This is a genomic window from Streptococcus sp. 2022WUSS037, from assembly GCF_044427225.1.
Lineage (GTDB): Bacteria > Bacillota > Bacilli > Lactobacillales > Streptococcaceae > Streptococcus.
The window spans coordinates 12,311-35,854 of the sequence record NZ_JAOTGJ010000011.1 but is presented as its reverse complement, the minus strand read 5'-3'; the positions used below and the strand labels follow the sequence as shown (position 1 = coordinate 35,854).

The following is a 23,544-nucleotide window of genomic DNA, read 5'->3' as shown; positions in this document are numbered from 1 at the left end:
GGAATTCTTCCACCTCATTCTTTATCTATCGCTGTAAATCTTGCCTTGAGCCTATTCAAGATAGAAACAATATCCCCATCTCTAGCATGAAACTCTTCTACCTGCATACTTTGAACCGTAGCATTAATCATTGCACCAATGATGAGTACTTGAGCCATAAAAATGAACCAAAGCATAAAAACAAGAAAGACGACAGCTGTTACTATTCTAAAATCCAGCAACTTATTGGCATAATTATCAACATAAATCGAAAATAACTTTCCAATAGAAGTCATCGTCAACAGAACAAACAAGGTTCCTGGAAAAACATATCGAACTTTTTTTATCCGAACATTTGGCAAAAAGAAATAAAGCATAACCAAGGCGGCAAACAGAGCCATTAAACCTACTAACTGTGTTTGACTTAGAAGTCCCTTCAGCCAGGCATCTTCAATAGGAACCAGCTTATTAATATAAGAAAAAACTGCCTGCCCGAAAGTCAAAAGCGTAATACTTAAGAGGATAATTACCTGCAGACCAATTCCTAAAAATATGCCAATCAAATGCCCAATAATAAAATCACGGTGTTCATTGATGCCATAAGCCTTATTAAAGGCCTTCTGCAAAATGGTCATACTACGTGACAGGGTCCAAAGAGTGGTCAGAATTGAAATCCCTAACCATGATGACGACGGCTTTGTTAATACAGAAGTGATAAAAGATGAAACCGAAGGATAGAGCTTGTCTGGCACAAATTCAGCTACAACCGATAAAATCATATCCACATCAAATGGATAATATGGCAGTAAATTCGCAAGAGTTAGAAGAATAGGGAAAATAGAAATTAACAAATAGTAAGCTACTGCAACACTTGTTACATCGCTATCAGCAGAACGATAAAAAGAAAAGAAGGTTGAGCAGAATGTTTTCAAACCTTCAACTATTTTGGTTTTCTTCATTCTCTCCTCCTTCCTCATTCACCTATTATTCACGACCTCTCCGAGAATTAATAGGTCCCTTCTTCACCTTGACTGGTCAAAATAACTGGACCATCCTTAGTAATGACAAACTGATGCTCATATTGGCAAGATAAGCCACCATCAAGTGTTTTGTGAGCCCAACCAGTCTTCATATCCGTATCAATTTCCCAAGTCCCTGTATTAATCATAGGCTCGATAGTCAAAACCATGCCCTCACGCAAACGGAGTCCACGCCCTTTAGTTCCATAGTGAGGAACCATCGGCTCTTCGTGGAAGGTTGGTCCAACGCCGTGACCCACCAAGTCACGAACAACACCGTAGCCCAAACCTTCTGCATATTCTTGAATGGCTGCACCAATATCACCGATACGATTGCCAACAACGGCTTGCTCGATACCACGATACAAACATTCCTTAGTCACGTCCATCAAGTTTTGAACTTCTTCAGAGACCTGACCAACCGCATAAGCCCAGCAGGAATCCGCACAACCACCACGATAGGTCTGGGTGATTTTCTTCATAGCCTTGACATCATTAAAGTTGAGCTTAGAAACATCAATTACCGCTTTGTCTAAGGGCTCACTCAAAACCATATCGACCTTCAGTAAATCACCTTCTTTAAGTTTGTAATGACGCGGAAAGGCATGAGCGACCTCGTCATTTAATCCACAACAAGTCGCATAAGGATAATCCATCAATTCTCCATCAACACCAATTTGGAGTGGCAAAACATTCTTTTCCTTACACGTTTTACGGACATATTCCTCTACTTCCCACATGTCCACACCTGGCTTGATAATCTCTCGCAAACCAATATGAATACCAGCCAGAACATCTCCAGCACGGTTCATTGCATCAATTTCTCGTTGTGATTTAATGGTAATCATTCATTCTCCTCATATATTTCTAATATAAAATCTGTCTTCTTCAAGCTAAATTTTCTATAATTTCTTGTTTTGTGACTGTAACGGTCACTTCCCTTATATTGCTCGATCTGCACAAAGCCCGCTTTTCTAGCTACCATCTGACTGGCCACATTTTCCTCATGGGTGATGATGGTCAATTCCTTCAGACCGAATTCATAAAAGGCTAGAAAGACCAGATTTTTCACCGCTTCCGTCATCAGCCCTCGACTCCAGTAGTCTTTTTTTAGGAAATAGCTGAGCTCCGCAGTTAGCAAACGTTCATCTAATTTTTCAAAACAAAGCGCACCAATCATCTGCCTAGAAACCTTATCCACCAGAGCCCATTTGCCCAAAGGTGACCGCATGAATTTTCCAACCATAGTCGCAAGAGCCAGGTTCTTATCCTCCAAGGCCGGAAAAATAAAGGGAAGATTTTCTGGATTGGATACAATTTCAAAGAAATGTTCTCCATCTTCATAGGAAAATGGGCGTAAAATCAAGCGTTCTGTTTCAAAGCAAGCAAACTTTGCTAGTCTTGTCCAAAGTGTCATAGTGTACCCAAGGGGCTGAGAATTACTCCCAGCCCCAGATTGTTTCGTTTTTTAAATCGTTTACGTTTTGAGATTGTAGTTCTCAATTAGGCTCTCTAATCCTCAATCAATTGAATATCTGCACCTAATTCTGTCAGCTTATCAATAATATTTGAGTAACCACGTAGAATAAACTCAATGTTTGTAATTTCTGTACGCCCTTGAGCCATTAAACCAGCGATAACCATTGCGGCTCCCGCACGCAAATCAGTAGCTTTAACAGATGTACCTGTCAGTTGATTTGGACCTTCAAAGGCAATATGGTTGTTACGAGTAGAGATTTTTGCTCCAAGATTTGCAAGCTCCTGCACATGTCCAACACGTTTTTCATAAATCGTATCAACAATCGTACCAGTACCTTCTGCCTTAAGCAGTAAAGGTGTAATGGGTTGCTGCAAGTCTGTCGCAAAACCTGGATAAGGTGAAGTTTTCACGCTTACCGCCTTCAATTTCTCTTGCTTTTCAACAAAAATACTATCTTCAGAAATGGTCATGCGAACACCCATTTCTTCCAACTTAGCGATGTAACTCTCTAAGTGTTCATAAAGGACATTATCGATACGAATACCTTCACCAACAGCAGCAGCAAGGGCAATATAAGTCCCTGCTTCAATACGGTCTGGAATCACTTGATGACGTGTTCCTTTTAGACTGTCCACACCATCAATGGTGATAATATCTGTACCAGCACCACGGATACGTGCCCCCATATTGTTAAGCAAAGTTGCCACATCAATAATTTCAGGTTCACGCGCCGCATTTTCAATAACCGTACGACCCTCAGCCTTAACCGCAGCCAAAATGGTATTGATTGTTGCACCGACACTGACCACATCCATGAAGATATGCGCTCCCTGAATGCGTTGACCATTAGTTGCCAAACGCATGTATTCACCTTCATAAGTCGTTTCAGCACCCATGGCCGCAAAAGCCTTCAAGTGCAAATCAATCGGACGCGGTCCCAAATCACAGCCACCTGGCAGACCAACGATTGCCTGACCAAAGCGTCCAAGGAGTGACCCGTAGAAATAATAAGAAGCACGTAAACTGTTGATTTTACCAAATGGCATTGGCATATCTTGCACACCACGAGGATCAATTTCAAGCGTCTCACCATCACGCTTGACGGTCGCGCCCATTGTTTCCATAATATCAACTAAGCTATCTACATCCGAGATTGCAGGTACTCCGTCCAGAGTAACAATCCCATCTGCAAGAATAATGGCCGGAATAAGAGCAACAACTGAGTTTTTTGCACCACTAACGGTAACCGACCCTTTCAGTGTTTTTCCACCATTAATTACAATTTTTCTCATACTAACATTCACTTTCTTAATTTGCCTAAAAAGGCATACGTTTCATTCTATCATAAAGTCTTGGAAAAAGCTAGTTATATAGCAGGCAAAACACGCCGTACGCTTGAAGAAAATGCATGTAACCATTTTCTTATTACATGCATTTTTTTAATTTATTTTCATAGTTTTTTTACATTTAGTCATGAGTAATTCCTCAAACTCAGACTAATTATAGCATAAATTTTTGCTAAAAAACTGTATATAGTCTTTTAGTTTACTTTTAGTACGAGGTAATGAGCCACAGATATAACTGAAGTTAGGCAAGGCGAATTAACGAAGTAATAAAAGAAAAACTAAATGACGATAAAATATGAAAGTAAGTTTTCTGAAAACAATGTTTTCTTCTTGCGTTTGTCGTGCAGGCAAAAGGACCGAGCTAATGAACTCAGTCCTTCATATTTATATACTATTAGTGAATCTCTCTTCATCATTTATGAAAAATTCTCTGAATTTGCTCCCTTGCATCCACGAGATACAGCTCCAGCTCTTCTCTCGTTAAATAAGGTACTCGCCCATAGAAGATATGGTCAATGACTTGAGCACCGTTGCTGTTGAAAAGCCATTCTGAGGTCAGGGTTTTCATCGCTTGATCAATCGGTGTCAGACTTCCATCTGCATTTTGCGGCTGCCCTGTTGGCGTAAAGAAAATAGCTTTCTTAGTGGAAAATAATTTACGTGGTTCATCAGATTCAAAACTGTAAGCAAAGCCATGTTGAAATACACGGTCTACGTAACCTTTCATAATAGCAGGCATTCCATTCCACCAACTCGGAAATATATAGACTAGTAAGTCGCTTTCGGCAATCAAATCCATTTCAACTTGAACATCTGCTGGAAAAACAGTTGCCTGACGTACAAATTTACCATCCTCAATATGAATGGTATCTTCTCCACGTAACACGGGATCGAATCCTATTTCGTATAAATCTCGTATGACGACTTCTGCTCCATTTTCCAGCAGAGCTTCCGCCACTCTATCAACCAAAGCATGTGTAAAGCTTTCTTTTCTAGGGTGTGCAAAGACAATTAACGCTTTCATAAACTTCTCACTAAATGGACAACTATTTCATTACAAAACAGCAGTTTTCAAGGCTTCCACCTTGTCCAATTTCTCCCATGGGAGATCAATATCGGTACGTCCCATGTGTCCATAGGCTGCAGTTTGTTTATAAATCGGACGTTTGAGATCTAACATTTGAATAATACCAGCTGGGCGCAAATCGAAAATCTGACGAACAGCTGCTTCTAATTTGCTTTCCGCTACTGTACTCGTACCGAAGGTATCGATGCGAACTGAAACTGGATGAGCAACACCGATAGCGTAAGCCAATTGGACTTCCGCCTTTTTAGCCAAACCAGCTGCGACGATATTTTTTGCGATGTAGCGTGCCGCATAAGAAGCAGAACGGTCCACTTTGGTCGCATCCTTACCAGAAAAGGCACCGCCACCATGACGAGAATAACCACCATAGGTATCAACGATAATCTTACGACCTGTCAAACCAGAGTCCCCTTGAGGTCCACCAATAACAAAACGACCAGTTGGGTTGATAAAGTAGTTGGTTTGGTCATCCAAATATTGAGCTGGAATAATTTCCTTAATGACACGCTCAATGACATCCTGACGAATTTGTTCCTGGCTAACTTCTGGATCATGCTGGGTCGAAATAACGACAGTATCCACACGAACAGGTTGATTGTCTTCATCGTATTCAACTGTTACTTGTGACTTAGCATCTGGACGCAGATAAGCAATTTCACCAGATTTTCTCAACTCGGCCAAACGACGCACCAATTTGTGACTCAGTGAAATGGGCAATGGCATGAGCTCTGGCGTTTCATCTACTGCAAAACCAAACATGAGCCCCTGGTCACCTGCACCAATCAAATCCAATGGATCTTGACTAGCATCTTGACGAGTTTCCAAAGCTTCATTAACGCCTTGGGCAATATCTGGCGATTGCTCTACAAGTGACGGATGAACCCCAACCGACTCAGCTGAAAAACCATACTCACCTTTTGTATAGCCGATCTCCGCAATCGTATCACGTACCACACGGTTAATATCCACATAGGCAGTGGTTGAAATCTCTCCAAACACATGAACACTACCTGTATAAACAGCCGTCTCCGCCGCTACGTGCGCATCTGGATCCTCTGCTAAAATAGCGTCCAAAATGGCATCTGAAATCTGGTCTGCAATCTTATCCGGATGACCCTCCGAAACAGATTCAGACGTAAACAACTTACGTTCTGACATAAACATGTCCCCCTTAAAATAGAATATATGCTAGAAACTAGCGGGTTACTAAGGTTACAAAGAACTAGTCGAAGACTAGTTCTTTGCGAGAGACAGATGTCTTGAGCAAGGGAAATTTCCAGATGCTCAAAGAGCAAAAACAATACCAAACTGTATAAGTCCAGCCCTATTTGAAAAAAAGTAACTGAAATGTATAAAGTTTTATAATCACTAGTAAAAGTTACCAGTTTCTTCCATTGTTTTTATGTGTTTCTGCAAATATTAACTAGTCTACGGACTACCTTTTCGGGACTTAATAACGTTTCTAGTATAGCATATATTAGGCGACTATCCTAGTATTTTTCCAAAAAATAAAGAGAGGTGTGCAAGACAACCTCCCTTACTAAATAAATTCTGCTTCTGCAATGGCCTGTTTGACCGTTTCCAGCGGTAAATGAACCAACTCACATCCCTTTTCTCTATACAAGTACTGGGCATAGTCGTCCATTCGGTATTCATTGATATAGACAACACGCTGGCAACCAACCTGTAATAATTGCTTGGAGCAGTTAAGACATGGAAAATGGGTTACATAGGCTGTAAATCCATGTGGAATGCCCCTTTCTGCTCCCTGCAAGATGGCATTGACTTCTGCATGCAAGGTCCTAGCACAATGACCGTCAATCATTAGGCATTCCTGTTCCAAACAATGCTCTGTCCCTGAAACCGAGCCATTGTAGCCTGTTGCTACAACCTTATTATCCTTGACCAAGACAGCACCGACCTTGGCACGTTTACAAGTCGCCCGATTGGCAATCAAGAGCGCCTGCGCCGCAAAATACTCATCCCAGGCTAAACGATTTGTTGACATGATTTCTCCTTTCTGCTCAATCCACCATTCCATAAATTGCTACTAAGTCTTGAGCCGTGATAATTCCGACTATATCCTCTGGCGAATGAAGCTTCCCGCTCGCCTGACGACTGACTAGGACGGTTGTGCGCTTACGCCCCTCAAAATGATTAATTACCTGATAAAGATGGGCTGTTATTGGCAGAACAATTACCTGAATACTATCTTCCTCACAAGCTAGTACATCTTCAAGACTAGCCTCCATCAATTTTTCACGTATAGAGCCCGTTTCCTTACTTGCCTTGGCCAACCAATTTGTCAATCCCTTGTCAGAAACCAGGCCTTGATAAACCTTATCAGAAAAAATAGGAAACTTAGAAAAATGCTCTTGCTCCACAATTTCTAAAGCCTTTATCAATTTGTCCTTGGCTTCAAAAATAACCGGCTTAATTTTCTGGGTCTTTTGCAAATAGTCAACAATGGTAACCGGTTCTTGGTACTGGGCTATCACTTTTTCCAAAACAGTGATCAATTCCTGCGAAGGTTGGGCTACTTCCTTCAAACCTGTTCGTTTCTCATGAACCATGAGATTACGCAACTGACGAGCCACATAGAGTTTATCCCAGTTCGCCTCAACGGGATTATGTCGCGTCAATTCCTTTGCCTTGGTCAACATAGAGCCTACATCTGCATATTCCCCATCCGCAACACCGCACACCTTACGCAAGACCTTATCCAAGTCATTGAATAACTCTAAAAAACGGCTTTCATTCATCTTAATCTACCATTGCTGATTTCAAATAGGCATCTACCATCCGCTCAGTCGCAACTACAGAATCCAAATGGGTCCGCTCGTAGGAATGGCTAGATTCAATGCCAGCACCCAGTAGGGCATGCTTAACATCTGCACCTGCTCGCATAGCTGCCGAAGCATCGGAACCATAGTAAGGATAAATATCCAGCTTGTAAGGAATTCCATCTCTTTCAGCCAAGGCTATCAAGTGCTGACGGAGTTCATAATGGTAGGGACCTGAGCCGTCCTTGACACAGATAGAAACTGTGTATTCGTCAGTTTGCTGGTCATCTCCCATTGCCCCCATATCGACTGCCAAATATTCAACCACCTGAGCAGGAATGCTGGAGTTAGCACCGTAGCCGATTTCCTCATTGTTTGAAAAATAGAAATGTGTCGTATAAGGCAAGATCGCTCCCTCTTCCTTATAAACTTTCAAAAGATGAAGCAAGATAGCTGCGGATACCTTATCATCCAAGTGACGACTCTTGATAAAGCCAGTTTCAGTCACGACGGTCCGAGGATCAAATGATATAAAATCTCCGACTTCAATACCCAAGGCCCGCGTCTCGTCCGCATTGGTCACTTTTTCGTCCAAACGAATTTCCATGTTGGTCTGATTGCGCTCAGCGGTACTGGCATCCCGATAGACATGGACAGAGGTCTGGTGCATGAGAATAGTACCTGTGAAAGTCTTGCCATTTTTAGCGCAATGAATCAAACAATTTTCTCCCTCAATAGAAGGGTATCCAAATCCTCCCACCAAATCCATTTTGAGTCGGCCATCCGGTTTCACTGCACGAACCATGGCCCCCAGTGTGTCCAGGTGAGCAGTCACCATGCGGTGTTCCTGGTCATTTTCCCCCGGAACTGTCACCAAAACACCACCTTTAGCGGTCTTACTAGCAACATAGCCGAAACTTTCAACCTCTGCCTTGATGTAATTCATAATATCCGTCGTAAAACCAGTTGGCGACGGAGTGTTGGTCAATGTAACAATGTAATCAAGTGTCTTCATGAAAACCTCCTTATTTGAAACTATTATATCACGTTTTAGACGAATTTTTTGCTATAATGAAGACATGAAAACCTACCAGAAGATTTATTTACTATTAAAAGAAAAAGACGACTACATGAGCGGAGAAGATTTGGCTCAGGAATTGGGTATTTCTCGGACTTCAGTTTGGAAAGCCATTCGTCAGTTAGAAACGCATGGTTTAACTATTGAGGCTGCCCGCAATCGTGGCTACAAATTGGCCGATGGGGATTTGCTACTGCCAGACTTGATTGCAAAGGAACTCCAACTGCCTGTCTACCTGAAAGCTAACAGCGATTCGACCCAACTAGATGCCAAACAAGGTATTGAATCAGGTCATACTAGTCCTGCCCTATATCTAGCTCCCTATCAGAATAAAGCCAAGGGACGATTTGGGAGACCCTTTTATGCATCCAAGTCAGGTGGCATTTATATGTCGCTTCGTCTCTCTCCCAATGTTCCATTTCTAGAATTTAAGCCCTACACCATTTTAGCTGCAGCTGCTGTTGTGAAGGCCATCCAGTCCCTCTGTGACCTGGACGTCCAAATCAAGTGGGTCAATGACATCTATCTCGGACACAAAAAGGTCGCTGGCATCCTCACTGAGGCTATTTCTTCTATGGAAAACCAACGGGTAACCGATGTCATTATTGGTGTCGGCATCAATGTCCGCATAGACGATTTCCCTAAGGAATTACAACAATCTGCAGGAAATCTTTTCGAGGAACAACCACCATTTACCCGCAATCAACTCATTACTGCCATCTGGAAAGCCTTCTTAGAAACCGATGAGAAGGAACTAATTGCCCTTTACAAAGAAAAATCACTTGTCGTTGGCCAACAAGTGAGCTTTGCAGAAAATCAAGTTGAATTTAAGGGTACTGCCATCGCTGTTACTGATACAGGAAACCTGGTTATCCAGTTAGATAACGGCAAAGCAAAAATTATCTCCAGCGGAGAAATCAGCCTTACTTCTTGGTCTGCTTCTCCACCAAACGAATAAATTTAGTCACCTTGTAGGCAAAATGAAGATTCCGATAGGCGATAAAGGCGTAGATACCTGCAATCAAGAAATCTCCTGTCAAAATCGATGCATTCATAAAATAAACAGCTAAAATAGTTGTAATGGCTAAAAAAAGAAATTGTGGAAGTTTCATAAAATAGATTATACCAAAAATTCAGTCAACTGGCTGAATTTTTATATGCTTTCTTGATAGGTTTCGAGTCTTTTCTAAACAAGAAAACACCAATCTAATTGGTGCTTTCTTAAGGAGATATGAAAAATATTTAGGATTGAATATAGTATAAAATATCTATCAAAACTATTCGGGAGTGGGAAAGAACTCGACCATTCATAGAAGAATTCGTCAACAAGTCTTTATTTCTAGTTGTTGAGCTGAAACAGTCTATTCCCAGACTGTTTCACTCCCACCCCCGCACAGTTGATTAGGTCAGATTTGGAGTGTAAAACACGAACAAATCTGCCAATCAACCACTGCGCTGAGATGTTGACACTAACTTTGAGAAGCGGTGCTGAGCTTTTTGCTCAGCCTCATTTTCTAATCATTTCTAATCTCAACTGTATCTGCGAGAAAGCCAAATTCTTCTGGGACTGGACTAGCTTCTTTTTCGATTTCTTGTGTCTTTTGCCCTTTTGCTTTCGCCGAAAATTCAGCACGAATACTTACCCAATCTTCCTGAGCAATAGCTAAAATCTGTGGCGAAAAACCTGCAGCCTTGCTGAGAATATTTCCAAACATGGTATTGAGATTGTCACGCTTCATCGTCTGTTCAGCATTAAGCGGAGAATCAAAGGCTAGAATCGCATGATTTTCATTGGCAGCAACTGGTTGAGAACCAACAAGCAAGGCACGATCTGCTCCTGACAGACTCTCGATAATTTCTCCCCAAGCATTCTGCAAGCGAGTCAAATTTTCACGCGCCAAGGTTGGATTTTCCATAGCTTCCTGCAAAATTGCATGAACCTTGCTGGTATCCAATCGGTACTTCTTCGGAGCCTGTGGCTTGCGTGAAACTGGCTTAACAGTACTTGGTTGACTAGATAATTGACCTAGTTGTTTCTGTAAATCCGCAACTTGTTGTTGCAGACTGGCTAGTTGACCCAGTAAATCAGCTGGCAGCTCTGCCATTGCCCCCGAAGGAGAACTATCTTCAGCCAAACGAATGGTCATCATTTCAGCGTAAATCTTCGGCTGAGGACTGGACTTGATGTCCGCCACCCCCCTGGTCACCATCTCTATCATGGTAAAAATCCGTGCCTGCTCAAGAGCTAGATTTTCTGAAAAACCTGTTGTTAAATGCGTATCCTCACCACCCGTCTGCACGATAAGGACATCTCTCAAATAGTGCAAAAGATCTGTCGCAAAACGGCTCATACTCTTTCCTTGGTCAAACAAGGTTTGTAGATGCTGGAGAGCTGTGACACTATCCCTTTGACGCAGACTTGCCACATAGTCATCCAAGGCACGCAAGCTGATAGAACCCGTAATTTCCTCAGCAATTTCCAAGGTCACTTGCTGATCCTGACTAAGGCTGAGAGCCTGATCCAAAATGGATAGGGCATCCCGCATCCCCCCTTCTGCCCGACGCGCAATGATCGTCAGAGCCTGCTCGTCAAAGATTAGCCCTTCCTTGGTCAAAATTGCAGCCAAGTGCTCCTGAATGTCCGTCACCTTAATGGACTTAAATTCAAATCGTTGCACCCTTGACAGAATGGTAGCAGGAATCTTGTGCAATTCCGTCGTTGCTAGAATAAAGACCACATTTTCAGTCGGCTCTTCCAAGGTCTTCAAGAGGGCATTGAAGGCTCCAGTAGACAGCATGTGGACCTCGTCGATGATATAGACCTTATAGGTCGCAAGACTAGGTGCATAGGTCGATTTATCACGAATATCACGAATCTCATCCACACCATTGTTGGAAGCCGCATCAATCTCAATCACATCTTCCAGACTGCCCTCGGTAATGGCCTGACAGATATAGCAATCGTTACAAGGCTCACCTCCAACCTGATTAGGACAGTTCATGGCCTTGGCAAAAATCTTGGCTGCCGAAGTCTTACCCGTTCCACGAGGTCCAGAAAAAAGATAGGCATGGCTGATTTTCCCCTGCTCAATGGCCTGCTTGAGCGTGGTCGCCACCACCTCCTGCCCCACCATTTCTCCAAAGGTCTGGCTTCGGTACTTCCTATATAAAGCTTGGTACATTAGCGTTTTTCTCCAAACATAGCAAAATTCCAGTCCGTCTTCTCAACCAAGAGAGCAACGAACTTTGCTAGATAGTCTTGGTCAATCGTATCATAATCAGCTACCAATCTCGAATCCAAGTCCAAAACGCCCAATAATTGGTCGTTTTTCACCATTGGCACAACGATTTCTGACAGGGCTGCCGCATCGCAGGAAATGTAGTTGTCATGCAGACGAACATCGTCTACGAGAATGGTCTGACCCTTGGCAGCAGCCTCACCGCAGACACCCTTTCCAAGTGCAATATGAACACAGGAAACGCCACCCTGAAAAGGCCCCAAAATCAATTCACTACCATCATACAAGTAAAATCCTGTAAAGACAGAGTTAGGCAGAGCTTGATTGAGCAGAGCTGAAGCGTTGGACAGATTGGACAAAGCATTGGTTTCACCATCAAGAAGAGCTTCCAATTGAGCCAATAATAGTTGATAATTTGAAATTTTTTCTTCTTTAGTCATAAAAACATTATAGCATAGAAAGACGGAGCTTGACAGTAGGTATTGTTAGAAATCAGCAAAAAACGAGACCTGTCGATCTCGTTTACAGGGTTCTTAATTAAGATGACTTGCCTGAACGTCTTTTCACGACCAGACCTGCTAGTCCCAATAAGCCCATACCTGTCAGATGTAGGACGGAGCTGGCTTCACCAGTAGCTGGTAAACTTTTTGCCTGTGACTGACTAGTTGATGCAGGTTTGACAGTTGCCTGTTTGACTTGAAGCTGTGCCAACTGACTTTCTTGAGCAGGTTGACTGACTGGTTTCTTATCAGTTTGGGAACCAAGATCACCTGTTTGGGCTGGTTGATTTTGTGTTGACTGATTGGTAACTGGACTTGTCTCTGTCGGCTTGCTGTCAGCTGGTGGGGTTGCTGGTGGCTCGACTGAAGGAGTTTCAGCTGGAGGGGTGACTGGTTTGTCTGTCGGAGTTTGCGAAGTTTTTCCAGTTGTCCCCTCGTCTGTACCTGCAGAACTGCTGTCACTTGGTGTCTCTTGCTGAATAGCTACTAATCCTGCCAAAGCCTGCTCTAAAACGGTACTATTAGCATTGTATACTACCGTCAACCATGCTTTTGGTGAAGCTCCATTATCCCATCTATCCTCTAGTTTAATATTCCCATTGACTACTTCTTTATATTCGTCCAGAACAGATATAATTGTTCCATATAATCCAAACTCATCGTGTGAATCATAGTATTTATTATAGGATTCTGCTGTATAGTCTTCTGGATTTAAGCGACTAGCTGTCATCAGCAAGTTGTAGAGTCGGATACTAGCTTCTTGGAAAGCGACATCCACTGAACTATTAGCCGTGTCGGTGGTATTATCAATAGTTGGTGTATTAGCAGAATACCGAAGGTCAATTCCATCTGACCAGCCTGCAGCTACAACATCTTCATAGCTATGCTCGGTTTTCCAAGGTCCTTCCATTGTATCTAGACTATAACCATCGAATGTTTTATTCTCAATAATGACAGTTCCGCCAGGCTCAACAGTAGCCGTTGTTTCATAGAGAACACCTGTAATGACCACACCTTTATCAGCAGCATAGTCAACGGAAACATAGCGAACTGGGAAAGTGATTGGCTGAGGCGGTTGCTCCGTTGGTGTTTCAGCTGGCTTTTCAACAACGGAAGACTCAACCTTATCGTAGAAGAACATAATGGACTTAACATATTCTGCATCACTCCATGCCTCAATAGCCGTCATTTTATCGTAAGTAACAACGTCTTTATCACTATTCCAAGTTTCCTTTGTTAGAACATATCCATCTATCTGTGGTGCAATTTCAGTTATTGTTTCTCCCTGTATGATAGTTCCTTCTTTATATGGAGCGATATCTGTATAGGATGGTAAGCCTCCATTTTCTTTAGTGTCATTTAGGAAATAGTGAACACGGTAAGTTATTGACTTACTTTCCTCAGCATAAACCTTTGTTGAACCACCAGTTTCTAATCCTATCGGGTGCTGCACTCCTCCCAATGCTGTAAAAGCTACCAACCCAATTCCTAGTCTGGCTAATTTGTGCAACCTTGCTCGGTCAATCCGTTCTTTGCGTTTCATCATATAAACCTCCATTTGAAATGCCTACATTTCTTTTTTTATGCCAAAAGGCACGTTTATCATTGTACTAAAAAAAAAAGTAAGTTGTCAAGAAATAGTCGGCAATTTAGTGGAAGATTCGTGATTTTCATCGCTTTCATAGGTTCTTTCGCATTTTCAGAAAACAAAAAAAGGCTGGATAGCCAACCTCTTCTAGCTTGCCAACCAAATCCAGTAAAGAAGTGCCAAATCTATGGCGACACCGACAAACCAGGCTAGTTGAAAATACTTTTTCTGTGTCTTATGCCGAAAATGGGTTCCACCTGCCCAGGCACCCAGCCCGCCACCAAAATAGGACATGAGTAATAAGGTCTTTTCTGAAATCCGATAGACGTTCTTTCTTGCCTTTCCTTTATCCATACCATAGGTAATGAAGACAACTAAATTCCAAACTACTAGCGCCATACTAACCATCTGTTTGATTGACATACATTCCTCCAATTAGTCACATTTCTTCTTACTCTAACATAATCCAAAACAGGACACAAGGAAAAACGATTCGGAAATCCGAACCGTTACAAACTTGCTAGGGTATCTTCCAACCATTTGAGCTGGGCACGATTGCGCTCAATGGCTCGGGTCAAAATCAAGTAATGACCGTAGTTATCTTGGATACTCTCCTTGGTTGAGAACAACTCAACTTTACGACTGTCTAGGTGTTTCAAGTGCTTGGTGACTAATTCAATTTGATTCTCCAATAAACCTGGTATCCGTGGATCATTCTTATCACGGATAAAGAACATTTTAATAGAAAACAAATCCTTTTGTTGAGGAGTTTCATCATTTGGAACAGATAACCATTCGTCTAAAATCTGACGACCTGTGGCAGTCATTGCATACTGCTTTTCTTTTTCGTTGCCAGGAACCGCATGACAGGTAATCAACTCTTCCTTGGTCATGCGTTTTAGCTCTGGATAGACTTGGCTATGAGCTACCTGCCAAAATTCTCCTAAATCACGTTGAACATAGTCGGTAATCTGTTTGCCAGTTACCATCTGACCGCTAGCACCCATAATCCCTAATATGATATGAGGTAATATTCTTTGCTTCGGCATCTTAACCACGCTCTCTTAATATACTCTCCACCTTGGTGTTAATCAAGTCGATGGCTACAACGTTGCTGACGCCTTCAGGAATGACGATATCTGCATAGCGCTTGGTTGGCTCGATAAACTGGTGATACATTGGTTTCACCACCGAGGTGTACTGCTCAATGATACTATCTAAGCTACGGCCACGCTCTTCCATGTCTCTCTTAATGCGGCGAATGATACGAATATCGTCATCAGTATCGACGAATATCTTAATATCCATTAAATCCCGCAACCGTTTGTCTTCCAATACTAAAATACCTTCCACAATAAATACATCTTGTGGTTCCTGACGATAGGTCTTCTCTGAACGTGTGTGCTGAGTGTAATCATAAATCGGAATATCCACTGAACGTCCTGCTAATAGCTCACTGATATGATAAATCATCAAATCCGTATCAAAAGCCAGTGGATGGTCATAATTGGTCAGTATCCGTTCTTCAAAGGTTAGGTGTGACTGATTCTTATAGTAAGAATCGTGTTCAATCATTGATATGCGAGCATTTGGGAAATTATCCAGAATGGCACGCGACACACTTGTCTTGCCACCCCCAGATCCGCCGGTTACGCCAATAATAATGGGTTTCTGAGTCATCATCATCTCCTTCTATTTTCAATACTATTTTACCATGAAACATGGTATAATGAAAAGGATAACACAAAAGAAATGAGAATTTATGCTTAATTTTGGTATTGTTGGCACCTCAGACATCTCTCATCGTTTTATAGAGGCGGCCCATTTAAGTGGACATTATCAGCTACAGGCTGTTTTCTCCCGTAAACTAGAAACTGCTGCTGCCTTTTCAGAGCAGTATGAAGGAGTCGATTTATACACAGAATGGGTAAAATTTCTTTCTGCTCCCATTGATGTTGTCTATATTGCCAGTCCAAATGCCCTGCACTTTGAACAGGCAAAAGCTGTTCTAGCTGCTGGTAAACATGCTATTGTTGAGAAACCCATGGTTTCTACACCTCAGGAATTAGAACAATTGCGTCGCGTTGCCCAAGAAAATAATGTTTTCCTCTTTGAGGCTGCTCGAAACTATCACGAACAGGCTCAAACCATTATCCGTGAATTTTTGGCGGATAAAACGATTTTAGGTGGTTCATTTGGGTATGCCAAGTATTCTTCTAAGATGCCTGAATTGTTAGGTGGGCAAATGCCAAATATCTTTTCAACTGATTTTTCCGGTGGTGCTCTCATGGATCTAGGTGTCTATACGCTCTACGCCGCTATCGGCATTTTGGGAACTCCCAGAACGGCCCGCTATGTAGCACAACAGCTACCTTCTAGTATTGACTTAAATGGTTCGGGACAACTCATTTATGACAACTATATCGTCCACATTCAGGCAGGAAAAAATATTACGAGCAATCTAGCGAGCGAAATCTATACAAATGATGGAACACTAACACTCAACGCATGCCAGCATATCAGCTCTGCTATTTTCACAAAACATGATGGTAGCCAAGTAGTCCTACCTATCCGAGCTCAGGAAGATGCTATGCTAGAAGAGGTACAAGCCATTGCCCAAGCTATACAGACAGGCAATCACGACCTAGCCAATGAATGGCTGGATGTGGCAGAAAGCGTCCATCAAACACTTTACACCATGCGTCAAGACGCAGGAATAATCTTTAAGGCGGATACCCATGAAAACTAACTTCCCAACCGGCTGGATAGACCAGCTGACTCAACTTGGCTTTGAGGACTTTACACCAGTCCAAGTTCAAGCCTTCGAGCCAATTAAAAATGGCCAATCTCTACTAGCAATTAGTCCAACTGGTACTGGTAAAACCCTTGCCTACCTCTGGCCTAGCCTATTAGCCCTAACTCCTAAAAAAGCCCAACAATTGCTCATCCTCGCACCAAATACAGAGCTGGCTGGCCAAATATTTGATGTTTGTAAGACTTGGTCGGAGACAATTGGGTTGACTGCTCAACTATTCTTATCTGGTTCCAGTCAAAAACGCCAGATTGAGCGACTAAAAAAAGGACCAGAAATACTGATTGGAACACCTGGTCGTATTTTCGAGTTGATTAAATTGAAAAAAATCAAGATGATGAATATTAACACCATCATCCTAGATGAATTTGATCAGCTATTCTCCGATTCTCAATATCAGTTTGTCGAAAAGATTATTAACTATGTACCTCGTGACCACCAGTTGATCTACATGAGTGCAACAGCTAAATTTGACCGTCAAAAAATTGCCGAAGACATTGAAAGTATTGATTTATCTGAGCAGAAATTGGATAATATCCAGCATTGCTATATGATGGTAGATAAGCGTGAACGTTTGGAAACTCTACGTAAGTTTGCCAATATCCCTGATTTTCGTGCTCTTGCATTTTTTAACAGCCTATCAGACCTTGGTGCAAGCGAAGATAAACTACTCTATAATGGAGTGAATGCAGTTTCATTGGCCTCTGATGTCAACGTAAAATTCCGCAAGGTCATCATCGAACGTTTCAAAAATCACGAACTCAATCTTCTACTTGCTACAGATATGGTCGCACGTGGTATCGATATTGACAACTTAGAATGTGTCCTCAACTTTGAAGTTCCTTTTGACCAAGAAGCCTACACTCATCGTTCTGGACGTACTGGACGCATGGGCAAGGAGGGACTTGTCATCACCCTAGTATCTAGTCCTAGCGAATTAAAACAATTGAAAAAGTATGCCTCCGTCCAAGAAGTCATTCTCAAGAATCAAGAGCTCTACAAAATATAATGAACAATATACAAAAGGCTTAGAACCAGTGTTTCTACTAACATGATTCTAAGCCTTTTATCATTCTTACTGGGCTGGACCAGATAATTCTTGTGAATAATAGATTAATTGAGGATTGAGAGGACTGGCGAGTAAGTCTGTTACAGTAACCATATTGTAGCCCTCACCTGTTAAGTATTGCAATACAGACTCGAGGCTATCAACTGTTGACTGATGAATATCATGCATTAGGATAATACTTCCTGGACAAGTCTGTTCTTTTATTTCTTTCAAAATGGCTTGGGGATTGCGACTCTTCCAATCTTTAGAATCGACCGACCAATAAATCGATGGAATTCCCATCTGATTGACAACAGCCTGGTTAACCGAACCATACGGAGGGCGAACCATTGTTGGTACAATACCTGTAGCTTCAGCAATAGCTGCCTGTGTATCTTGAATTTCTCTCTGTACTTGCTCCCCAGAAATAGTGACCAGATTAGGATGATTCCACGTATGGTTGGCGATGACGTGCCCTTCTGCTACCATTCTACGGAGAATAGCTTCATTCCCAGCTACAGCCTTACCAACTACAAAGAAAGTTGCTTTGGCATTATATTTTTTCAGTAAATCTAAAACTACCGGTGTTGTGTTCGGATTTGGTCCATCATCAAAGGTTAGAGCTACCTGTCTCAAATGTTTCTTATCCACAACTTGTGCAGCCATATACTCATCATAGCCAACCTTATCAGCATCTACTAGGTAATCACTCTTCACTACTGGGTACAAATCTGAAATTGGTAGAACCAACTGGTTGATGCCGTAACCATCTGGTAATTGTAAGTTTAATTGGCTGTCTCCATAACTAAAGGAGATAGCATTTAAGTCTATTGTTTCAAATTTTTTGACAATCGCTTCTACATCAGTCTTTTCCATTCCTTGAGCAAGTAAGGCGTCTCTTAGCTGATCAACAATAATACTTGCTGCAGAGGATAAATTAGGTAATAAATCTTCCAGGGTAAACAATTCATTGTCCTGCGTCAACAACACACGCTCAGACGGGAGTTTATCCTGCTTTTTAATTTGCAAGTTGTCTACTTTATAGTGCTCCGCTTGAATTTCACGAGCTGTTACATTTTTAAAATTCGTTTTTCCCTCTATTGACGAAACAAAGACCAGTTTTTGAATTTTTCCTGCTGGTTTTTTATGACCAAAGCGTCTTTGAACATACGAAATCATTCGACTTTCTACAGGTCCTAAGACTTGACCTGCATCATCTGTAGGTAAGGCAGCCACAACATGGGTCGTATCAATATTCCCCTCTTGAATTTTGCTTTTTCCTTTAGCAAGGATGGTTTGTTGTTTTTCCTCGATAAACTGACTAACCTGTCTTTCTTGAAGTCCTGCAAATAACCATACAGCCAAACTTACCATCATGCCGAGCAAGGCGATGTTGATTCCCAACCAAAAACTAACTTTTTTCATCTCCAACCTCCCATTCAAAACATATATAAACTATGCTAAATCATTTAAAGGCTCTTGTCAAGACAGTTCTATAAAAACTCATAAAAAGATTAGGTAATACTCTTCAAAAATCAAAATTACCCGTTGTCAAGAGCCTTGATGAGTGAAAAGCTCCAGTGGAGGTTTTCAGCCTGTTACCTTGAAATAAGAAAGTAACAGAGTTCTATCTTCGGCTTCGTTTCCTAGGCTACTTTTGATTTTCATTGAGTATAAATAATTGATTTACTTCCTAATGCCCTCCCTTCTGCCATTTTCTGATTTTTTTCTGAAAAGAAAAAGACTGCCTAGGCAATCTTTTCTAAATTAATCTGCACGAATGACTTCCACACGGTAGCCATCTGGATCTGTCACAAAATAATAACGACCTGGACTTCCTGGCAAGCCCTTGATGTCTGTCGTTGGATAGCCCAATTCTTTATGTTTCGCATTGTCCCCTTCTAAGTCATCCGAAGAAAGAGCTAGATGCGAGAAGCCATCCCCTACGATATAGGGACCATGATCATAATTGTAGGTCAATTCAATCTCAAAGTCATCCCCTTCAAGTGCTAAGTAAACCAAGGTAAACTTGTGCTCTGGATAGTCCTTGCGACGGGTTTCCTTAAATCCAAATGCTTCTTCATAAAATTTTTGAGATGCTTCTAAGTTCTCAACACGCAAACATGCATGTAGCATTTTTTTACTTGTCATAATAAACTCCTCCTACCTTTTAATACCACCAGTATACCATACTCTCTATGAAAAATCCGATATTCAAAACTAAAAAAGCCTGAGCGAACTCAGGCCTTAAATGAATTATGCTTCCAAGTAGTACTCTTTCACAATGTTCAAGTTTTCATCCAATTCGAATACAAGTGGTGGGAAGTTTGGAATTTCCACATCCATGATTTCGTCATCAGACAATTGTTTGATGTGTTTTACAAGGGCACGGATTGAGTTACCGTGTGCACCTACGAATACGTTTTTACCGTCTTTCAATGCTGGAGCAATTTTATCTTCCCAGAATGGAAGAGCACGCTCAAGCGTTACTTTCAAGTTTTCTGCATCTGGAATAACTGAATCATCAAGGTGTGCATAGCGACGGTCAGTGTGTGCTGAATACTCATGATCTTTAGCCATTTCTGGTGGCAAAGTATCATAAGAACGACGCCAGATGTGAACTTGCTCATCACCAAATTCAGCAGCTGCTTCAGCTTTGTTCAAGCCAGTCAAACCACCGTAGTGACGTTCGTTCAAACGCCATGATTTTTCAACTGGTACCCACAATTGATCAGATGCTTCAAGAGCCAAGTTTGTAGTCTTGATAGCACGTTTCAAAACTGATGTGAAAGCAAGGTCAAATTCGATACCTGCTTCTTTGATCAATTTACCTGCATCAATCGCTTGTTGTGTACCTTTTTCAGACAAATCAACATCAGCCCAACCAGTGAAAAGGTTAGCTTTGTTCCATTCAGACTCACCGTGGCGAGCAAAAACCAATTTTACCATTTATGGATTCTCCTTTAAATTTTGAGGTTCCCCTCTTATACTTCTCTATTTTACACGAAAAGGTAAAAAAATGCCAGCCTTTCCACAATCTGTGTACGCTTTCATTACTCTTTCATGTAAATTCAGTCTCTAGACCTATCTTTCTTCTTAGAAAAAAGACAAAATAATGGTATAATAGTAAGGCTGAACACGACAGTTCAAAACGATACCACTATAGGAGTTATCATGAAAAAAGTAGCTATCGTGTCTGCCTATCGTTCTGCCATCGGCAGTTTCGGAGGTAGTCTGAAAGATATTGAAATCGCTGATTTAGGGGCGCAAGTCCTCGAAACAGCCTTAGCTAATAAAAACATCCCTGCAGACAGCGTTGATGAAGTTATCTTCGGAAATGTTCTCTCAGCAGGACAAGGACAAAATATTGCACGTCAAATTGCTATTCGTGCAGGCATTCCTCAGACAGCCTCTGCCTATGCAGTCAATAAAGTCTGTGGTTCTGGTCTCAAATCAGTCCTTCTTGCCACACAATCAATCCTTCTCGGTGACAATGATGTAGTTGTGGCTGGAGGCATTGAAATCATGAGCCAGGCACCTTATCTATCCAAAACTAGCCGGTTTGGTAGTAAATTAGGGCATATTAGTCTGGAAGATTCCATGTTAACAGATGGTTTGACAGATGCCTTCAACGACTATCACATGGGCATTACTGCAGAAAATGTTGCTGAACGCTATCAAGTCAGTCGCGCAGAGCAAGATGCTTTTGCATACAGTAGCCAAGAGAAGGCTGCAAAAGCTATTGCTGAGGGAAGATTTGTTGACGAAATTGTTCCTATTAGACTAAAAAACCGAAAAGGCGAAACTATTTTTGCCACAGATGAGTATCCTCGTCTGACGCCAATTGAAAAATTGGCAACACTCCGTCCAGCTTTCAAAAAAGATGGAACCGTCACCGCAGCCAATGCTTCTGGCATCAACGACGGCTGTGCTGTCTTGGTACTCATGTCTGATGAAAAAGCCAGTGAGCTAAATATCCAGCCACTCGCCTATATTGAGGCCTATGCAACAAGCGGTTTAGATCCTGCCTATATGGGGTTAGGTCCTATAACAGCTAGTCAAAAAGCCCTTGAAAAAATCGGCAAATCCGTCGAAGATATTGACTTATTTGAACTCAACGAGGCATTTGCAGCCCAATCAATTCCAGTTGTCAAACAACTCGGCATTAATCCTGCAAAAGTCAATGTCAATGGTGGTGCTATCGCCCTTGGACATCCAATCGGAGCTAGTGGTAGTCGAATCCTAGTCACTCTGATTCACGGATTAATCAAGCAAGAAAAAGAGCTTGGTCTTTGCTCACTTTGTATCGGAGGCGGTCAGGGCATCTCCCTAATCGTTTCCAATGCGCAAACAAGTTAACCTATCATTTGTACACAAAGGATATATTATGAACATCGGTATTGATAAAATCGGATTTGCGGCACCCGATTATGTTTTAGATTTGGCTGATTTAGCCCAAGCCCGCAATGTGGACCCAAATAAATTTAAGATTGGTCTTCTTCAGTCTGAAATGGCTGTAGCTCCTATCACTCAAGATATTATCAGTCTTGGTGCAACGGCTGCCGAAACCATTCTGACAGAAGAAGATAAACAAACCATTGACATGGTTATTGTCGGTACAGAATCTAGCGTAGATCAAAGTAAGGCTGCTGCCGTCACCATTCATGGATTACTCGGTATTCAGCCCTTCGCTCGTTCCATCGAGATGAAGGAGGCTTGTTACGGTGCAACGGCTGGACTAAGTCTTGCCAAAAGCCATATCGCTCAATTCCCAGAATCAAAAGTCCTAGTCATTGCTAGTGATATTGCAAAATATGGAGTCGCTTCTGGCGGTGAACCTACCCAAGGTGCTGGTGCAGTTGCCATGTTGGTAACCGCAAACCCACGAATTTTGGTCCTCAACAATGATAATGTCTGCCAGACACGTGACATCTACGACTTCTGGCGTCCTAACTACGACAAATATCCACGTGTTGATGGTAAATTTTCAACTGAACAGTACACCGATTGCTTGACGACAACTTTCGACTACTATCAACAAAAAACAGGCAAAACCCTCAACGATTTTGCTGCCATGTGCTTACACATTCCTTTCTCCAAACAAGGTCTTAAAGGATTGCAGGCTATCACTCAGGACGAAGAAACATTGGAACGTTTGACAGAGCGTTTCCAAGAAGCAATCGTCTATAATAAGGTTGTCGGCAACATCTACACTGGCTCTATCTTCCTCTCCCTCCTTTCCCTTTTGGAAAATAGCAGAGCTTTAGAGACAGGGGATCAAATCCTCTTTTATAGCTATGGTAGCGGTGCTGTCTGTGAAATTTTCAGTGGTCAACTCGTGGAAGGCTATCGTGACCACCTGCAGGAAAATCGCTTAGAACAACTCAATCAGCGTACTAAACTCAGCATTGAGGAATACGAACAAGTCTTCTTTGAAGAAATTACCCTTGATGAAACTGGTTCATCCCTTGACCTACCAGAAGACCAAACTCCCTTTGCCCTTATCAAAGTGGACAATCACAAACGTATCTATCGTAAATAGAAGCCAAAACGGCGCCCTTTGGCTCTCACCAAGGGGCGCTTTC

General features: G+C 42.0%; 24 protein-coding genes. 5 read left to right on the top strand and 19 right to left on the bottom strand.

Annotated elements, in window-relative coordinates; all coding sequences use genetic code 11:
• Nucleotides 1–14: 14 nt before the first annotated feature.
• From ODU55_RS05875 to ODU55_RS05835, 9 genes are all read right to left on the bottom strand, one after another.
• Nucleotides 15–938, bottom strand: coding sequence for a YihY/virulence factor BrkB family protein (locus ODU55_RS05875; protein ID WP_024380072.1), 924 nt, complete (start codon nucleotides 936–938; stop codon nucleotides 15–17).
• Nucleotides 939–985: 47 nt separating this feature from the next.
• The gene (locus ODU55_RS05870) at nucleotides 986–1,846 is read right to left on the bottom strand and encodes a methionyl aminopeptidase (protein ID WP_024384998.1); all 861 of its coding nucleotides are present in this window, start codon (nucleotides 1,844–1,846) and stop codon (nucleotides 986–988) included.
• Nucleotides 1,843–2,415 carry a GNAT family N-acetyltransferase gene (locus tag ODU55_RS05865; protein ID WP_398582229.1) on the bottom strand — a complete coding sequence of 191 codons (573 nt, stop codon included), beginning with the start codon at nucleotides 2,413–2,415 and terminating at the stop codon, nucleotides 1,843–1,845. Before ODU55_RS05865 ends, ODU55_RS05870 begins: the two co-directional genes overlap by 4 nt.
• 95 nt (nucleotides 2,416–2,510) lie before the next feature.
• Nucleotides 2,511–3,770 (bottom strand): UDP-N-acetylglucosamine 1-carboxyvinyltransferase, encoded by a 1,260-nt coding sequence (locus tag ODU55_RS05860; RefSeq protein WP_398582228.1) that lies wholly within the window; start codon nucleotides 3,768–3,770, stop codon nucleotides 2,511–2,513.
• A gap of 466 nt (nucleotides 3,771–4,236) precedes the next feature.
• Nucleotides 4,237–4,848, bottom strand: coding sequence for an NAD(P)H-dependent oxidoreductase (locus tag ODU55_RS05855; RefSeq protein ID WP_024381638.1), 612 nt, complete (start codon nucleotides 4,846–4,848; stop codon nucleotides 4,237–4,239).
• 30 nt (nucleotides 4,849–4,878) lie between these two features.
• Nucleotides 4,879–6,069 (bottom strand): methionine adenosyltransferase, encoded by a 1,191-nt coding sequence (gene metK, locus ODU55_RS05850; protein WP_024385002.1) that lies wholly within the window; start codon nucleotides 6,067–6,069, stop codon nucleotides 4,879–4,881.
• 382 nt (nucleotides 6,070–6,451) lie between these two features.
• Entirely contained in the window at nucleotides 6,452–6,919 is a 468-nt protein-coding gene (locus ODU55_RS05845) for a deoxycytidylate deaminase (protein ID WP_398582227.1), read from the bottom strand.
• A 16-nt stretch (nucleotides 6,920–6,935) separates the two neighbouring features.
• The gene (locus ODU55_RS05840; RefSeq protein WP_398582226.1) at nucleotides 6,936–7,673 is read right to left on the bottom strand and encodes a hypothetical protein; all 738 of its coding nucleotides are present in this window, start codon (nucleotides 7,671–7,673) and stop codon (nucleotides 6,936–6,938) included.
• Nucleotide 7,674: 1 nt separating this feature from the next.
• Nucleotides 7,675–8,709, bottom strand: a complete 1,035-nt coding sequence (locus ODU55_RS05835; protein WP_398582225.1) for a M42 family metallopeptidase — start codon at nucleotides 8,707–8,709, stop codon at nucleotides 7,675–7,677.
• A gap of 64 nt (nucleotides 8,710–8,773) precedes the next feature.
• On the opposite strand from ODU55_RS05835, the gene birA reads away from it, so the two are divergent.
• Nucleotides 8,774–9,730: a bifunctional biotin--[acetyl-CoA-carboxylase] ligase/biotin operon repressor BirA gene (gene birA, locus ODU55_RS05830; RefSeq protein ID WP_398582224.1), complete on the top strand. Its 957-nt coding sequence runs from the start codon at nucleotides 8,774–8,776 to the stop codon at nucleotides 9,728–9,730.
• Here the strand turns inward: birA and ODU55_RS05825 are convergent.
• The 7 genes from ODU55_RS05825 to udk form a co-directional block, all read right to left on the bottom strand.
• Nucleotides 9,696–9,884: a DUF3272 domain-containing protein gene (locus ODU55_RS05825; RefSeq protein ID WP_002936839.1), complete on the bottom strand. Its 189-nt coding sequence runs from the start codon at nucleotides 9,882–9,884 to the stop codon at nucleotides 9,696–9,698. The genes birA and ODU55_RS05825 overlap by 35 nt on opposite strands.
• 402 nt (nucleotides 9,885–10,286) lie before the next feature.
• Nucleotides 10,287–11,954, bottom strand: a complete 1,668-nt coding sequence (dnaX, locus tag ODU55_RS05820; protein ID WP_398582223.1) for a DNA polymerase III subunit gamma/tau — start codon at nucleotides 11,952–11,954, stop codon at nucleotides 10,287–10,289.
• A complete protein-coding gene (locus ODU55_RS05815; RefSeq protein ID WP_398582222.1) occupies nucleotides 11,954–12,451 on the bottom strand; it encodes a GAF domain-containing protein in 498 nt (165 codons plus the stop codon). Before ODU55_RS05815 ends, dnaX begins: the two co-directional genes overlap by 1 nt.
• 97 nt (nucleotides 12,452–12,548) lie before the next feature.
• The gene (locus ODU55_RS05810; protein WP_398582221.1) at nucleotides 12,549–14,057 is read right to left on the bottom strand and encodes an LPXTG cell wall anchor domain-containing protein; all 1,509 of its coding nucleotides are present in this window, start codon (nucleotides 14,055–14,057) and stop codon (nucleotides 12,549–12,551) included.
• Nucleotides 14,058–14,246: 189 nt separating this feature from the next.
• Nucleotides 14,247–14,522 carry a DUF1294 domain-containing protein gene (locus tag ODU55_RS05805; RefSeq protein ID WP_398582220.1) on the bottom strand — a complete coding sequence of 92 codons (276 nt, stop codon included), beginning with the start codon at nucleotides 14,520–14,522 and terminating at the stop codon, nucleotides 14,247–14,249.
• Nucleotides 14,523–14,608: 86 nt separating this feature from the next.
• Complete coding sequence (locus ODU55_RS05800) at nucleotides 14,609–15,148, bottom strand: PadR family transcriptional regulator (protein ID WP_172023928.1); 540 nt, start codon at nucleotides 15,146–15,148, stop codon at nucleotides 14,609–14,611.
• A 1-nt stretch (nucleotide 15,149) separates the two neighbouring features.
• The gene (udk, locus tag ODU55_RS05795) at nucleotides 15,150–15,779 is read right to left on the bottom strand and encodes a uridine kinase (protein WP_002936217.1); all 630 of its coding nucleotides are present in this window, start codon (nucleotides 15,777–15,779) and stop codon (nucleotides 15,150–15,152) included.
• An 82-nt stretch (nucleotides 15,780–15,861) separates the two neighbouring features.
• Between udk and ODU55_RS05790 the strand changes: the two genes are divergently transcribed.
• Both ODU55_RS05790 and ODU55_RS05785 read left to right on the top strand, forming a co-directional pair.
• Nucleotides 15,862–16,848, top strand: a complete 987-nt coding sequence (locus ODU55_RS05790) for a Gfo/Idh/MocA family protein (protein ID WP_398582219.1) — start codon at nucleotides 15,862–15,864, stop codon at nucleotides 16,846–16,848.
• Entirely contained in the window at nucleotides 16,838–17,920 is a 1,083-nt protein-coding gene (locus ODU55_RS05785; RefSeq protein ID WP_398582218.1) for a DEAD/DEAH box helicase, read from the top strand. Before ODU55_RS05790 ends, ODU55_RS05785 begins: the two co-directional genes overlap by 11 nt.
• A 66-nt stretch (nucleotides 17,921–17,986) precedes the next feature.
• Here ODU55_RS05785 and ODU55_RS05780 read toward each other — a convergent pair whose 3' ends face one another.
• The 3 genes from ODU55_RS05780 to ODU55_RS05770 all read right to left on the bottom strand — a co-directional run bounded on the left by ODU55_RS05780 (nucleotide 17,987) and on the right by ODU55_RS05770 (nucleotide 20,908).
• The gene (locus ODU55_RS05780; protein WP_398582217.1) at nucleotides 17,987–19,384 is read right to left on the bottom strand and encodes a polysaccharide deacetylase family protein; all 1,398 of its coding nucleotides are present in this window, start codon (nucleotides 19,382–19,384) and stop codon (nucleotides 17,987–17,989) included.
• Nucleotides 19,385–19,726: 342 nt separating this feature from the next.
• The gene (locus ODU55_RS05775) at nucleotides 19,727–20,110 is read right to left on the bottom strand and encodes a VOC family protein (protein ID WP_398582216.1); all 384 of its coding nucleotides are present in this window, start codon (nucleotides 20,108–20,110) and stop codon (nucleotides 19,727–19,729) included.
• Nucleotides 20,111–20,215: 105 nt separating this feature from the next.
• Nucleotides 20,216–20,908, bottom strand: a complete 693-nt coding sequence (locus ODU55_RS05770) for a phosphoglycerate mutase (protein WP_029186538.1) — start codon at nucleotides 20,906–20,908, stop codon at nucleotides 20,216–20,218.
• Between the two features lie 225 nt (nucleotides 20,909–21,133).
• Here ODU55_RS05770 and ODU55_RS05765 point away from each other — a divergent pair, with 225 nt between their 5' ends.
• Both ODU55_RS05765 and ODU55_RS05760 read left to right on the top strand, forming a co-directional pair.
• Nucleotides 21,134–22,318 carry an acetyl-CoA C-acetyltransferase gene (locus tag ODU55_RS05765; protein ID WP_398582215.1) on the top strand — a complete coding sequence of 395 codons (1,185 nt, stop codon included), beginning with the start codon at nucleotides 21,134–21,136 and terminating at the stop codon, nucleotides 22,316–22,318.
• A gap of 28 nt (nucleotides 22,319–22,346) precedes the next feature.
• Nucleotides 22,347–23,501, top strand: a complete 1,155-nt coding sequence (locus tag ODU55_RS05760; protein ID WP_398582214.1) for a hydroxymethylglutaryl-CoA synthase — start codon at nucleotides 22,347–22,349, stop codon at nucleotides 23,499–23,501.
• The last annotated feature ends 43 nt before the right edge of the window (nucleotides 23,502–23,544 follow it).

What these genes read in the sequence shown, in the direction of transcription:
- ODU55_RS05875 (WP_024380072.1), bottom strand. Translation starts at nt 938, where the DNA reads ATGAAGAAAACCAAAATAGTTGAAGGTTTGAAAACATTCTGCTCAACC.
- ODU55_RS05870 (WP_024384998.1), bottom strand. Translation starts at nt 1,846, where the DNA reads ATGATTACCATTAAATCACAACGAGAAATTGATGCAATGAACCGTGCT.
- ODU55_RS05865 (WP_398582229.1), bottom strand. Translation starts at nt 2,415, where the DNA reads ATGACACTTTGGACAAGACTAGCAAAGTTTGCTTGCTTTGAAACAGAA.
- ODU55_RS05860 (WP_398582228.1), bottom strand. Translation starts at nt 3,770, where the DNA reads ATGAGAAAAATTGTAATTAATGGTGGAAAAACACTGAAAGGGTCGGTT.
- ODU55_RS05855 (WP_024381638.1), bottom strand. Translation starts at nt 4,848, where the DNA reads ATGAAAGCGTTAATTGTCTTTGCACACCCTAGAAAAGAAAGCTTTACA.
- metK (WP_024385002.1), bottom strand. Translation starts at nt 6,069, where the DNA reads ATGTCAGAACGTAAGTTGTTTACGTCTGAATCTGTTTCGGAGGGTCAT.
- ODU55_RS05845 (WP_398582227.1), bottom strand. Translation starts at nt 6,919, where the DNA reads ATGTCAACAAATCGTTTAGCCTGGGATGAGTATTTTGCGGCGCAGGCG.
- ODU55_RS05840 (WP_398582226.1), bottom strand. Translation starts at nt 7,673, where the DNA reads ATGAATGAAAGCCGTTTTTTAGAGTTATTCAATGACTTGGATAAGGTC.
- ODU55_RS05835 (WP_398582225.1), bottom strand. Translation starts at nt 8,709, where the DNA reads ATGAAGACACTTGATTACATTGTTACATTGACCAACACTCCGTCGCCA.
- birA (WP_398582224.1), top strand. Translation starts at nt 8,774, where the DNA reads ATGAAAACCTACCAGAAGATTTATTTACTATTAAAAGAAAAAGACGAC.
- ODU55_RS05825 (WP_002936839.1), bottom strand. Translation starts at nt 9,884, where the DNA reads ATGAAACTTCCACAATTTCTTTTTTTAGCCATTACAACTATTTTAGCT.
- dnaX (WP_398582223.1), bottom strand. Translation starts at nt 11,954, where the DNA reads ATGTACCAAGCTTTATATAGGAAGTACCGAAGCCAGACCTTTGGAGAA.
- ODU55_RS05815 (WP_398582222.1), bottom strand. Translation starts at nt 12,451, where the DNA reads ATGACTAAAGAAGAAAAAATTTCAAATTATCAACTATTATTGGCTCAA.
- ODU55_RS05810 (WP_398582221.1), bottom strand. Translation starts at nt 14,057, where the DNA reads ATGATGAAACGCAAAGAACGGATTGACCGAGCAAGGTTGCACAAATTA.
- ODU55_RS05805 (WP_398582220.1), bottom strand. Translation starts at nt 14,522, where the DNA reads ATGTCAATCAAACAGATGGTTAGTATGGCGCTAGTAGTTTGGAATTTA.
- ODU55_RS05800 (WP_172023928.1), bottom strand. Translation starts at nt 15,148, where the DNA reads ATGCCGAAGCAAAGAATATTACCTCATATCATATTAGGGATTATGGGT.
- udk (WP_002936217.1), bottom strand. Translation starts at nt 15,779, where the DNA reads ATGACTCAGAAACCCATTATTATTGGCGTAACCGGCGGATCTGGGGGT.
- ODU55_RS05790 (WP_398582219.1), top strand. Translation starts at nt 15,862, where the DNA reads ATGCTTAATTTTGGTATTGTTGGCACCTCAGACATCTCTCATCGTTTT.
- ODU55_RS05785 (WP_398582218.1), top strand. Translation starts at nt 16,838, where the DNA reads ATGAAAACTAACTTCCCAACCGGCTGGATAGACCAGCTGACTCAACTT.
- ODU55_RS05780 (WP_398582217.1), bottom strand. Translation starts at nt 19,384, where the DNA reads ATGAAAAAAGTTAGTTTTTGGTTGGGAATCAACATCGCCTTGCTCGGC.
- ODU55_RS05775 (WP_398582216.1), bottom strand. Translation starts at nt 20,110, where the DNA reads ATGACAAGTAAAAAAATGCTACATGCATGTTTGCGTGTTGAGAACTTA.
- ODU55_RS05770 (WP_029186538.1), bottom strand. Translation starts at nt 20,908, where the DNA reads ATGGTAAAATTGGTTTTTGCTCGCCACGGTGAGTCTGAATGGAACAAA.
- ODU55_RS05765 (WP_398582215.1), top strand. Translation starts at nt 21,134, where the DNA reads ATGAAAAAAGTAGCTATCGTGTCTGCCTATCGTTCTGCCATCGGCAGT.
- ODU55_RS05760 (WP_398582214.1), top strand. Translation starts at nt 22,347, where the DNA reads ATGAACATCGGTATTGATAAAATCGGATTTGCGGCACCCGATTATGTT.